This is a genomic window from Vibrio sp. 10N.222.49.C9 (genome assembly GCF_041474985.1).
GTDB classification, from domain to species: domain Bacteria; phylum Pseudomonadota; class Gammaproteobacteria; order Enterobacterales; family Vibrionaceae; genus Vibrio; species Vibrio crassostreae_C.
This window is the reverse complement of record NZ_JBFRVD010000036.1, coordinates 87,823-100,692: the sequence shown is the minus strand read 5'-3', so window position 1 is coordinate 100,692 and position 12,870 is coordinate 87,823. Positions and strand designations below refer to the sequence as shown.

General features: G+C 44.1%; 9 protein-coding genes. 3 read left to right on the top strand and 6 right to left on the bottom strand.

The annotated features are described in order from the left end of the window. Nucleotides 1-8: 8 nt before the first annotated feature. Nucleotides 9-1,067, bottom strand: coding sequence for a 3-deoxy-7-phosphoheptulonate synthase (locus tag AB4585_RS16020; protein ID WP_048615990.1), 1,059 nt, complete (start codon nucleotides 1,065-1,067; stop codon nucleotides 9-11). A 207-nt stretch (nucleotides 1,068-1,274) separates the two neighbouring features. Here AB4585_RS16020 and AB4585_RS16015 point away from each other — a divergent pair, with 207 nt between their 5' ends. Next, complete coding sequence (locus AB4585_RS16015) at nucleotides 1,275-2,162, top strand: putative PEP-binding protein (protein WP_372155226.1); 888 nt, start codon at nucleotides 1,275-1,277, stop codon at nucleotides 2,160-2,162. A gap of 159 nt (nucleotides 2,163-2,321) precedes the next feature. Then, nucleotides 2,322-2,807: a PaaI family thioesterase gene (locus AB4585_RS16010; protein ID WP_017059696.1), complete on the top strand. Its 486-nt coding sequence runs from the start codon at nucleotides 2,322-2,324 to the stop codon at nucleotides 2,805-2,807. 108 nt (nucleotides 2,808-2,915) lie between these two features. Here the strand turns inward: AB4585_RS16010 and AB4585_RS16005 are convergent, their stop codons facing one another. After that, nucleotides 2,916-4,271, bottom strand: a complete 1,356-nt coding sequence (locus AB4585_RS16005; protein ID WP_017063834.1) for a hypothetical protein — start codon at nucleotides 4,269-4,271, stop codon at nucleotides 2,916-2,918. 28 nt (nucleotides 4,272-4,299) lie between these two features. Between AB4585_RS16005 and AB4585_RS16000 the strand changes: the two genes are divergently transcribed. Then, complete coding sequence (locus AB4585_RS16000; protein WP_017059694.1) at nucleotides 4,300-5,208, top strand: S1 RNA-binding domain-containing protein; 909 nt, start codon at nucleotides 4,300-4,302, stop codon at nucleotides 5,206-5,208. Nucleotides 5,209-5,507: 299 nt separating this feature from the next. Here the strand turns inward: AB4585_RS16000 and rsmF are convergent, their stop codons facing one another. The 4 genes from rsmF to AB4585_RS15980 form a co-directional block, all read right to left on the bottom strand. Beyond that, nucleotides 5,508-6,929 (bottom strand): 16S rRNA (cytosine(1407)-C(5))-methyltransferase RsmF, encoded by a 1,422-nt coding sequence (gene rsmF, locus AB4585_RS15995; protein WP_017063836.1) that lies wholly within the window; start codon nucleotides 6,927-6,929, stop codon nucleotides 5,508-5,510. Nucleotides 6,930-7,078: 149 nt separating this feature from the next. Next, nucleotides 7,079-9,736 (bottom strand): MlaD family protein, encoded by a 2,658-nt coding sequence (locus AB4585_RS15990; RefSeq protein ID WP_372170237.1) that lies wholly within the window; start codon nucleotides 9,734-9,736, stop codon nucleotides 7,079-7,081. Beyond that, nucleotides 9,723-11,006 (bottom strand): PqiA/YebS family transporter subunit, encoded by a 1,284-nt coding sequence (locus tag AB4585_RS15985; RefSeq protein ID WP_372170234.1) that lies wholly within the window; start codon nucleotides 11,004-11,006, stop codon nucleotides 9,723-9,725. Before AB4585_RS15985 ends, AB4585_RS15990 begins: the two co-directional genes overlap by 14 nt. A gap of 54 nt (nucleotides 11,007-11,060) precedes the next feature. Next, nucleotides 11,061-12,857: an ABC transporter ATP-binding protein gene (locus AB4585_RS15980; protein ID WP_136974298.1), complete on the bottom strand. Its 1,797-nt coding sequence runs from the start codon at nucleotides 12,855-12,857 to the stop codon at nucleotides 11,061-11,063. Between the last annotated feature and the right edge of the window lie 13 nt (nucleotides 12,858-12,870).

Genomic DNA, 12,870 nt, shown 5'->3' with positions numbered 1-12,870 from the left:
TTGTTTCCTTAAGCTAAGTTTCTATCTTTAATTGCTGTTGCAAGCATGTCTAGCATTGTTGCAGTATCTTCCCAGCTTAGGCATGGGTCAGTAATCGACTTGCCATATTCTAGGTTGTTGATATCTGTCATTGGCTGGTTGCCTTCAATAATGAAGCTCTCTGCCATAATGCCTGCAATTTGGTTCTTGTTAGATTTAATTTGCTCACAAATGTCTTGTGCAACTTCTAACTGCTTACGGTGCTGTTTCTGACAGTTAGCGTGGCTAAAGTCTACAACCAAACGTTGAGGTAGATCGAATTCAGCCAGTTGCTTACACGCAGCATCTACAGATTCAGCGTCGAAGTTAGGGCCTTTATCACCACCACGTAGAATAACGTGACCGTATGGGTTGCCAGAAGTACGGTAAACCGTCATGCGGCCGTTCTTATCTGGAGAGTAGAAGTAATGTGAAGCATGTGCTGCACGAATTGCATCGATAGCAATCTTGATGTTGCCGTTGGTCGCGTTCTTGAAGCCAACAGGGCAAGACAGTGCAGAAGCCATTTCACGGTGAATCTGAGATTCAGTTGTACGAGCGCCAATCGCACCCCAAGTGATAAGGTCTGCAATGTACTGACCTGTGATCATATCAAGGAATTCAGTCGCGGTAGCTAGGCCAAGCTTGTTGATATCTAGCAGAAGCTTACGAGCTTTGTTCAAGCCTGTTTCAAGTGCGTATGAACCATCAAGGTTAGGATCTGTAATCAAACCCTTCCAACCTACAACAGTACGAGGCTTCTCGAAGTAGGTTCTCATTACAACGAACAGTTCATCTTTGTACTGGTCTTGAATTTTGCTTAGGCGCTCAGCGTAATCAAGTGCCGCATCTGTATCGTGAACAGAGCAAGGGCCTACGATAACTAATAGGCGGTTATCACGACCAGTTAGGATATCTTCGATTTGGCGGCGAGAATTTTTAATGCGCTCAGCAACGTCGTCAGTAATAGGGTGTGCATTGCCTAGTTCGGCAGGAGTTGGCATAGGACCCAGAGCTTGGGTTCTCAACTCATCAGTTTTTAATGGCATGTGATAGCTTTTTTATTCTATTGCGAAGTGGTTAAGATAACGGAATTGAACAGAGGAATAAACTCTATTGAGTCAAAGTTATCTCAGTTATTGCTAATATTCTTATTTTTATCAGCAGGCCAGCGTCAAATAAGGGATTTTCACTTGTATTAACAGGCAGCTATCGGTATTTTCGTTTGAACACAACATAAAAATGCTGGAGCAGCAATGACTCAAGAAAATCAAAGCACTTTGCACCCAGAACTCGTCTTAGGTGATGTGCTGCCTTCTTACAACGATAATAATAATTCTAACCACTTATACGTTTCATTATCAGAATTAGTGATGGATCGTGTCTTCTACCACCCAAGTATCGAGAGTCACTTAGATACTTTGACTGATATTGAAAAAACGTCTTTAGAAGCGATCCTTGGCGATAAAACAGTCGATGAGCATTTTGTTTCGACCTTAGTGATTGCCATTCAAGCTGCCGTTCAGCCAAATCACACTTCTGTTCGTATCGCATTAAGCAGTGCAGACAGCTATGGATTCCGTTCGCTGCTTGGCGGGAACTGTGAAGCAGAAGAGATTAACCCTGCACTAGGTGTTCGTGGCGTTGCTCGTTACGCGACACCAGAATACAGCAAGGCTTTCGCTTTAGAGTGTCAGGTCATTAAAACATTGCGTGAGCAGGGTATTAACGTTGAAGTGGTTGTGCCTTATGTACGAACATTAAGCGATGCCGCTAAGATTATTGACCTGCTTGCCGAGCAAGGGCTACCACGCGGCCTTAACGGTTTGAAAGTACTGTTCTCGTGCGATGTGCCGTCTGCAGTGCTACTGAGCGAACGTTTACTGCATTACTTCGATGGTGTAGTGGTAAACGTTGATAGCTTAGCGTCTTTCACTTTAGGCGTAGACAAACACAATGAAGCTCAGCAACACGCTTTTGATCCACAAAACGAAGCGGTTATTACCTTGTTGGATATGATTGTTAAAGCAACCCTGAACGCGAAGAAGCCAGTGCTGCTAGTAACTCAAGGCTTAGTGGATTACCCACGTCTACAAGGTTACATAGCTGATCTTGAATGCGTAGAAACGGTCGTGACTGCGTAAATCGATTAGCTTGCCTGATAAGCCGACTTAAGGCGCTAATGCTTTGAGAATGAAAGAGATATCATTGTGCGATGATATCTCTTTTTTGTAACATTTTTTTGACATTCTTATCGCTAGTCGATTAACTGGTCTGATGACTAACTTGGCTAGGTAATTCGAATGTTGACCCCTCTACAAAAAGCAAATTTCTACTTAAGCATGTTTGGCTTTTTCAAAGTCCCACTTATCTGGTTGTGCCGACCAAAACTACTCGCGTTGGACAACCAACATGTTGAAGTGAAAATCCCGCTTAGAAGGCGTACTAAGAATCACCTTAACAGTATGTACTTTGGCGTTTTGGCTGTAGGTGCGGATGTCGCGGGTGGGTTTCTTGCGATGAGCAAATCTCAGCAGCAAGGTGAAAAGATCTCGTTGGCTTTTAAAGAGGTGACGGGTAACTTTTTGAAGCGCCCTGAAGGTGATGTGCATTTCACTTGTAACGACGGTGAGCTGATCAACACTATGCTGGCAGAAACCATGTCGACCGGAGAACGGGTCAATCAACCCGTAACCATTATCGCGACTTGCCCATCTTTACATGGTGACGAGCCGATGGCGGAGTTCACGCTTACGCTTTCAATTAAGAAAGTCCCTTCAAGAAAATAGCGATTAAATAATAGATTTTGGTTTAGAAGTCATGGGTAACGTTGAAGAGATAAAACAACGGTATGTGAATGGTTTCCACATACCGTTATAGAGAACTTTATAACGGCTCTATGACTCTTGAGTGATCTGCTCAATATCAACTATTTTTGAACGGTTCATAACGATCTTCCAACGGTAGTAGGTTGGTTCGTTATCATGGTTGTTCTCTTTAATGATCAGGTTGAGAAGATGACGCTTTTCTACTGATTCGCGGCTCACTTGTCCTTCATTCAAGCGGTAGATCTTGTTTGAGCCTTTATCCATCAACCGTGTCAGCGCTCTTAGGCTGATCGATAACGTTTCACGAGTCTCCTCATAACCACTCATAAAGGTCGATGTCGACATCTCAGTATGAGAGCGGTAATGCAAGATTTGCTCTTCACGTTGTACCACACGCTTTTTACGGATCGACTGAATGCGATCTGCAAGCTTAGAAAAATTTGCGTAGTCCAACCATTCCAGTTTATGGCCTACTGACTTGTTGGTCGTTGGATCATAGTAACGACGCTTCCATTTTGGCTTGCCTTTACGCAGCCAGCGCCAAAGGATGTCTCTCAAGTCATCTTTAAAGATCTCACGCAGTGCGTAAATGAAAGACATTGCCACGATGAAAGAGGCGGTAATCTCACCAAGAAAGTCACGAGCCAAGATCACAGTAGTGGTCACGACAACCATCACCAAACCGGTCGCGATGCCTTTCACGGCACGCTTAACGTTCTTACCCATCGACGTTGTCTTTTCTTTAAGCACGATAGGGTGTTCAATCAAACGACGCAGCAAACGCATCTTGTTACTCAAGCGGGTAACGTCCTCTCGAACTCTTGCTGAGTTGTAGCGGTTCAGTTTACGGTGCGCGGTCTCTTTATCACAAAGCGTTAAGAGTCGTTCTTTAATCGTTGAATACTCACTACCTCGTGGCATGTGTGAAACTAGCGATAGGAACTTTTGCTCGGTATACCAAGATAGGTAGTTATCGATATTAGCGTAGTAGCGCTTGAGATTTTCTTCGTAAGGGATGCTTCGGCGTAGCTTCTTCAAGATATCTAAAGCCAATTCAATGACTTCATCTACTTCATCAGCCGTTACGTCGTCACTATCAGTTTTATTTAAGCTGCTGACTGCTTTATCTAACGCGATAACATATTGGTAGGCAAACAGACTCAAACTGACACGATACTGTGTTGTAGATAAGCGTCCACGTTTTGCCAAGCGACTGTGTACCAAAGGTAAAAGTGTTTTGTCACTATAGTAGGCACGTTTTTGAGTGATTGAGCTGTAGAAAAAGGCACTTTCAGAAAGCACTTCAGGAGTCAGTCCAAGTTCACCGGGAATGAATAGATAAACGTCCATGTCGAGCTTTTTGGTCTTAGCCATGGCATGGTTAATTTTAAGTGTTATCGCATCTTGTTTATCAACGGTGATCAACGATGTCTCCTAGAATGTAAAAATATGAATGAAACTAGCGAAAGCATATCAGAGATCACGTATAATCTCCGCCAAATTTAAAGTAGAGACAACCTTGATGATTAATATTGGTCAAATAAACAACTTAGAAGTAGTAAAACAAGCAGACTTCGGTGTATTCCTTGACGCGAGCGACTATGGAACCGTGTTGCTGCCGAAACGATTTACTCCTGAAGGTGTTGAAATTGGTCAAAAGCTAGATGTTTTCTTATACATAGATTCTGACAACCAGATCGCTGCAACGACTGAAAAACCAATAGCTCAAGTAGGCCAGTTTGGTTTGATGACGGTTGAAGGTGTTAACAGCACTGGTGCATTCATGAGCTGGGGCGTGAAAGGTAAAGACCTTCTTGTTCCTTTCAGCGAGCAGCGTGGCCGTTTAAACGAAGGTCAGTCAATCTTAGTATATGTGTATATCGATAAAGCATCGAGCCGTATCGTTGGTACAACGAAGTTCAACAAATGGTTAGACAACACGCCTGCGACTTATAAGCAAAATGAGCAAGTCGATCTCATTATCGCTGAGCGCAGCCAGTTAGGTTACAAAGCGATCGTGAACGGTGAACACTGGGGTATGATTTTCCCATCTGACATCATCGGTAAGCTGTTCATTGGTAAAACACTAAAAGGCTACATTAAAAACGTTCGTGAAGAAGACGGTAAGATTGATTTGTCTCTTCAGAAGGTTGGTGTGGCTAAGATGGATGACCTAAGCACTAAGGTTCTTGACCTGCTTGAGAAGAAAGGCGGTTACCTGCCTTTGAATGATAAGTCTTCTCCTGAAGTTATTTTCTCTGCATTCAGAACCAGCAAAGGTACGTTCAAGAAGACAATTGGTGGTCTATACAAATCTGGCAAGATCACTATCGACAAAGAAGGTATCAGCTTAGTTAAGTAAGCGGTCCTTTCGGTCAAAAAAAAGCCCAAACCTTCCTGTTTGGGCTTAGGGGAAAGGGCTCCGAAGAGCCTACGCTAATCGTTTTAATCTTTTGACTGTTAGATTGAAGTCTAGTTTAGATTCTCTAAAGTGCGATTTTTCTTTTTGGAAATAGTGACTTGAATTGATATTTATATAATTAGCTGTTGATTTACAAGCGCTCGCACACTGACTTATATGGCCGATAGAATAGAAAAAGCCCAAACAATTAACGTTGTTTGGGCTTTTTGTTTATTAAGGTGTATTCAGTGCGAACGCTTTTAGAAAAGGTTCTTATCGCGCACGAGTTCGCGTGGTAAACCGTTCTTCACTCGGTTGCCAACCCACTTACCAAGGCCGATGATTGCACCATTGTACTTCACTAGTACTTCACCTTTTCCTGACAAGTTTTCAGGGCGAACATCGCGGCCCATGAACCATTCACGAGCATCTTCAATACTAAGCTCTACAACATTAGCTTCATTACCTGTTGCGAGCGTTGTCGCTACTTGGTGCTGCCAGCGGTAACCTTTTTTATGGGTTTCAGCGATCTTGATTCCCATGCGAGAAAAACGGAACTCACCGATCATCGGCTCTAGCGCTTCTGGGAATAGCCAAACGTCTTTGTCGCGAATCCAAACCTGAGTATCGCTTGGCAATTCGATATCGAGAGTACTCATTAGTTGTTCAGCGACTTCTTGCTGAGTTTTCTTTGATGCTTTTTCAAATGGGAATTTACCCATACGTTTTTTAACTTCTGGTGGAGTAACAGACGCTAGTTTACGGATACGTGCAACAAAGAAACCTTCAGAGTCATAGACCTGTGGGAAGATGTGAAGAAAGCCTTCTTCTGTCGTGGTTGCTTTTGCGTTGTCGAATAGTGATTCCAGAGATTCGAATTCAACCGCATCACCAAAGGTTTCTTTTAGGTGATGACACACTTGTTGGTTCTCTTCGGTGCTAAGCGTACACGTTGAGTAAACCAAAACACCATTAGGTTTAAGAGCATGGAATGCACTTTCAATCAGATCTTTTTGCGTGTCGGCAATGTCGACCACTGATTGATACGTCCAGTTCTTCATCGCATCGGCATCTTTACGAATGGTGCCTTCGCCAGAGCAGGGTGCGTCTAGCAACACAGCATCAAACTGTTCTGGTAACCAACCACCAAAAACTCGACCGTCAAAGTTACTTAGAGCGGCATTACGAACGCCACAACGTTCGATGTTAGCGTGAAGGACCTTCACACGGCTTGCTGCATACTCATTGGCAACCAATACACCGCGATTATTCATTAGCGCAGCGATTTGCGTTGTTTTAGAGCCGGGTGCAGCCGCAGTGTCTAGCACCGCTTGGTAATCAGCTTCGCCTTGGAAAAGTGCCGAGGGTGGCATCATCGAGCTGGCTTCTTGGATGTAGAAAAGACCAGACATGTGTTCTGCCGTATTACCTAGTGGCGCTTCACTTTCGTCCGCTGTAATCCAAAAGCCCGTTTCACACCAAGGTACAGGTTCCAGTTCCCAGCCTTTCTCTTTTGCTCGTACTAGGAAGTCTTCAACACTGATTTTCAATGTGTTGATTCGAATACTTTTACGAAGTGGTTTTTGGCATGACGCAACAAAAGAAGCCATATCTAGATGACTAGGCATGATTGCTTCGATGTGCGTTAGGAATTCTTCAGGAATATATACGTTAGCGTGCAAAAGAGTATCTCGATTTATTGCATTAATGCGGGGAGTTTAAAGCAAAATGAGGCCGTCCTAAACCATATTTGCAGCAAACAACAAAAATGCAGCCTAATGGCTGCATTTTGATGAAGAATTAATCTTCCAGAAACGTCAGAGAGTTCACTCTATGGGCGAGGAATTGCGGTTCTCCATGATTTCCACTCATCTTCGGCTTGAGGATAGAGGTAGAAAGACTGATCTTCGCTTGCTACTGGTTGAAGTTCATTTGTCGGTGGCGTTGAGAATGTAATACCACCTCTTAACAAGCTGTCTACCGTTCCGGCTTTGATGTTTGCGCCTGACAGGCCGATAGAGACATCGACGCCCGACACGTTCCAGAACACGGTGTTTGCGCGGATTAGATACGCGTAGTCAGGTTCTATTTGAATCGTAGATATGATGCGATCAGCAAACTCGCCCAGCTGAACATCTATAACACTGCCAATTTCTAGTTCACGGAATAGGATAGGTGTACCTTCAGATACTGAGCCGCGCGTTTCGCTTTGCAGTTGGAATATCTTGCCTTCAGGCTGCACAGGTCCTTTGCTAAGCTCAAATTTCGTGTTTCTTTCACCTTTGCCCGGGTCTACGTTGATGTGTTTAGAGAGCAGCGCAGAGACGTTTTTGATGCCATTAAGGCCAATCTCAGGTTCTGCCAACCAGAAGTGACTGTTCGTCACGGCAATCTTGTCGACGTACTCAGGTAAAATACGCGCAGTAATTTCAATGCCGCCCTTGTTGAAGTTCGGAATCACCAAAGTAACCTCACCAACAGTGACACCTTGATATTTGATCGCCATGCCCTTGTTGACTTCTTGATCGCCAGAAGAGGTGATAGTAATCGCGCGGCCAAATTTTCGAGCAGATTTTGAATCTTTGTAAAGCTTCCACACGTCACCAAGTTTGTTGTCGATTCCCGGCAGAGAGTCAAAAGCAATACCGCCTTGGATAAGGGTTTTAACTGGTGCCGCTTTAATGCTGATACCCGATAGCGACGCATCAACCTCAACGCCTGATCGGTTCCAGAAAACAGTGTGCTTGTTGAGTAAGTGCGTGTAACGATTTTCGATTGTGACTTTGATTCTTACGCCACCGTCGGCAAGCTGAAAATCAGAAATACTACCCACTTGTAGGTTGCGGTAGAGGAGTGGACTGCCTTTAGAAATTGAAGGTAACTCACTGGCAAACAAAGAAAGTGTCTTTGAACCAGACTGATTAAACTTAGCGATTTCTGCTAACGATTTGCTTTGGAAAAGTTGGTAGTCAGTTCGAGCTTCAGGTTTACCTTCACTCACAAAGCTGATCGAGCCAGTAAGAAGCTGCTTTGCCGGTGGAACCGTAACACTTAGACCTGATTCGGTCAGCTCTGCGGTCGCACTGCCTGTCACAAAGAAACGGTTGTGGCTTTTGATTAGGTGCGCGTACTCATTATCGATAAGTGCATCCATGAAGACTTCGTGTTTATCAGAGCCCGTACCAACACCATCAACTAATCCCACATGGATGATAGAGCCAACGGCAATGCCTTTGTAGAGAAGTTGTGTACCGACATCTAACCCGAACGAATTGTTCGACGTTAAGCGAATCGCAACGGATTTCTCTTGTTCCTGACTGAATTCATTTTTGCGGATTGCAGTAAATCGACGCGCCTTTTCACCTTCACCCGGTACCAAGGTTAAAAAGTTACCTGTCACTAAATTGGCAATGTTTTTCATGCCAGTAAGCGACAGTTCAGCCTCTTCTAGAACGAATTTACTGCCGCTGTTTAAAAAGTCACTGAATGCCGGTTGGATAGCGGCAGATGCAACGACGTTTTCACGCCCTTCACTTAGCGATAAATCAGTGATTTGACCGATTTCAATGCCGCGATACATGATCGGAGCACCTGTTGCACTGATTTTATTATCATCGGGAACGGCAATCTTGATAGAGATACCTCGACCCGCTGTTTTCAGATCTGGGTAGAGTTTGAACTTAGTATTCATCTCAACCGGTTGGCCTTCTCCTGGAGAGTCGACCGCAATTGAACCGCCAAGCAATGCACTTAGGCTCTCTAAGCGAACATCAACACCAGAAAAGCCAATACTGGCACCTAAGCCACTGACATTCCAAAAACGGCTTTGGTCGGTAATGATATGGCTGTATTCATCTTTAATCGACGCTTGAATCGTAACGGATTTCGCGTTGTCGTTTAACTGGTAGTTGTAAACCTCACCAATTGGGATTTTACGGTAAACGATTTGAGAGCCAACAGACACGCCGCCCAGATCTTTGGTCGTCAGTGAAATGTTCAAACCTTCAGAAGCCAGTAAGTCAGAAGGGGAGGATTCTAACGCTTGGAAAACGGTTTCTGGGTCTTGTTTGGTTTCGCTCGGGTGGATAGCAATATAGTTACCTGAAACAAGAGCGTCTAACCCTGAGATACCCGACAAACTTGCCGTTGGCTTCACAAGCCAAAAACGAGTGCCTTTTGAGAGAAGCTTCTTAGCTTCTGGGTAGATGTCAGCATCAACGTAGATGCTCGATAAATCTTTGGACAAGGTGATGTCACGCACCATACCCACCTCTAAGCCTTGGTAACGAATCGTTGTTCGACCTGCGACTAAACCTGCGGCATCTGAGAAGTATATCTGCACACGTTGCCCGGCATCGTGTATCGATTTAATGACCAACCAACCGGCTAATGCAACGGTTAATATCGGTAGAATCCACAAAGGTGAGATGCCTTTGTTTTTCCTTACTTCTGGTGAATATGACGTTTGTGATTGGTTATCGTTGTTCATTCACTGACTCATCTTTAGAGGTGTAGTTATCCCAAATTAGCCTAGGATCTAAGCTTTCCGCTGCCAGCATCGTGAGAACAACTACGACGCCAAAAGCGACTGCACCATAACCTGGTGTAAAGTTTAAAATCTGTCCACGGTCGACCAAGGTCATCATGATCGAAATAACGAACAGGTCCATCACCGACCATTTCCCCACCCATTTCACAATGAAATAGATGGTCATACGTTGTCTGTGGTAAACGGCGCGCTTCATCTTGATACAGATTAAGATGTACGCGAGGCCGAGTATTTTCGCGACGGGCACGACGATACTGGCAATAAAAATGATCGCTGCAATGCCGTACATATCGCTATTTATCAGCGACGCGACACCAGAAATTATGGTGTCTTCTAGCCTTTGTCCGTTGGTAATAAGAATAGAAATAGGAATGACATTGGCTGGCACGATAGCCACGGATGCGGCAAACAGCAGAGCCCATGTCTTCTGTATAGAGTAGGGCTTGCGGTGGTATAAGTCATGGTGACAACGCACGCAAGTATGTCCATCCGGTTGAGATAGGTGGCAGTTGTGACAGTGTATGTTCTTACTTTCAGCAAAAGAGTAGTCAGATTCTTTTGCCCAAGCTTCCCAGTAGCGACGCACACTGATACGGCTTACCAATAATACGCTGAAAAGTTGCAGAAGAATCAAGCCAATCAAACCAGGGCCGACGAAAATGTCAGAGTAATCTTGCAGTTTGAAACATGAGACCGCCAAACTTACCAGAAACACATCCAGCATCATCCAATGTTTTAATGTCTGGATGATGGCTAACGCATACCTAAATGGTGTAAAAAATTTGAATCGCAATGATAAATGGGTAATGAGTACCGATGTACACACGAGCAACGGAGCGATCGAACTGCAGAACAGGATCAGTAAGCCAAGCAGAGGGAAGCCTTCACCCATTAAAGTAAAGACGCCGGATGGTAATGTAGCAGGTATCATGACACCAATCAGGCGAATACTGATGAATTCAAAAAAGTGCGAGGGGATAAACAGCAATAAGCAGGTAATCGCAATTGCTAGGTTTCCAGAGAGGCTAGGGGTCCCGCCTCTATAAAGCTGAGTACCACACCTTGGACAGTAAGCAGATTTCCCCAAAGGGATGTCCATTTTATCTACGGGAAGCTCGCAGCCCTGACAAAGACGCACTGAGCTGCTATCGCATTGATGCTTCGTTGATAAAGGGGTGGTAACGGATGGGGAGGTCACGCGACCTCCCAAGTTGAAACGTTAGTCAGACTCGATGCCCGACTTAAAGACTCAGAACTATAAACATCAGGCGTGCGATTGCACACTGCCGTAGAGTGTTTGATAAAGTCCTTGTTGTTCAACCAATTCACCATGTGTTCCCGTCTGTGTGACTTGCCCATCTTCTAAAACATAGATTAGATCGGCTTGTTTCACCGCTGATAATCGATGAGCCACTATCAAAGTTGTGCGATCTTTCAAAAACTCGCTCAGAGCTTTATGCAGTGCCGACTCTGTTGCAGTGTCGAGTGCAGATGTCGCTTCATCAAGAATAACAAACTTAGGATTGCTCAGCACCATGCGGGCTATTGCTAGACGTTGTCGTTGACCGCCAGACAGTCGAACTCCGTTCCTACCAATTTGTGTATCCAATCCATTACTCAGTTGCTTAATAACATCTTGCATTTGAGAGACTTCAAGCGCACGCCATAACGACATTTCATCGTATTCAGCGCCAAGGGTCAGATTATGCCTTAATGTATCGTTAAAGAGTATAGGTTGTTGTAAAACAACGGCAATTTCATTGCGGATAATATCAAAGCTGATGTCATCAGTTTTTTCGCCGTTATAGCGTATACAACCTGAATCGGCTTGATAAACCCCAATCAGCAATTGGATTAATGTGGATTTACCGCCACCACTCGCACCCACTAAAGCGACCTTTTTACCAGCAGGGATGTGCAGTGATAGGCTATTTAAAACAGTGTTTTCTAATGTGTAAGAGAATGTAACGTTTTCGATGTCTACCGTCACTTCTTGGTTTTCATTGAAAGGGTTTACCTTGCTTACTGGGCGATGCTCTTCTTCTAACTTCAGAAGATCATTGATTCGTTGTAGTGCCGCCTTCGCGCTATACCAAGAGAATTGAATCCCTAGCAGCTCTTGAACTGGGCCTAACATAAACCATAAGTAACCGAATACCGCAAAGATCTGACCGATGGTTAAGTCACTGAATAGCACCATTAACATCGCGACAGCTCGGAAAAGTTCAAAGCCTAATAGAAAGAGCAGAAACGAAACACGCCCAGCAGCTTCAGATTGCCATGCATATTTGTCGGCATCGATTCTTACTTGGTTTGCTTGAACTTTTAGCTCATCGAGAAAAATGCGCTCTTTATTCGCTGCACGCAGTTGGTAAATGCCATCTAAGGTTTCCACCAAACGGTTTTGAAAGCGCTCGAAAGACTGGTTTTCGTATTTTTTAAGGTGTTTAACCTTGCTACCTAGTTTACGGGAGAAATAAATCACAACAGGATTGACCAGTAAAATGAACAACCCTAATCGCCATTCTAACCACAATAACACGATCGCGGTGCCAAACACGGTTAAGAAGCTGATGAGGAACTTAGACAAAGTCGAGCCAATGAACTTATCTATCGTCTCTATGTCTGTTATCAGGTGGGCGTTGATACCACCGCTGCCTTTGGTTTCGTACTGTCTAATACTAATGCGGCCAAGCTTATCTATCATCTTGCTTCGCATTTGATAGGTAATTGTTTTTGAGACGAGTGTAAATTGACGCCCTTGCAGAATGTTTAACGCTTGGCTAACGGTGCGCATGATAATCACTAACAGCAAAGTTAGTGCTATATAGCCAGTCGGTGTTTGTAACGATGATGGAAGTAGGTGGTTCATCATCTCTAAGCCTGAAGCTGGCTTATCAAGTAATACTTCATCAACCATTAATGGCATGAGCAACGGGATAGGGACACTAATGAGAGTTGCAAATATGGCAATAATGTTAGCAAACAGTAATTTGGACTTGTGTTTTTTTACTTGAGTTATTAACCAAGAACGGCTAATAGTGTCTTTTGAATTGTTCATTGTAATGAGAATA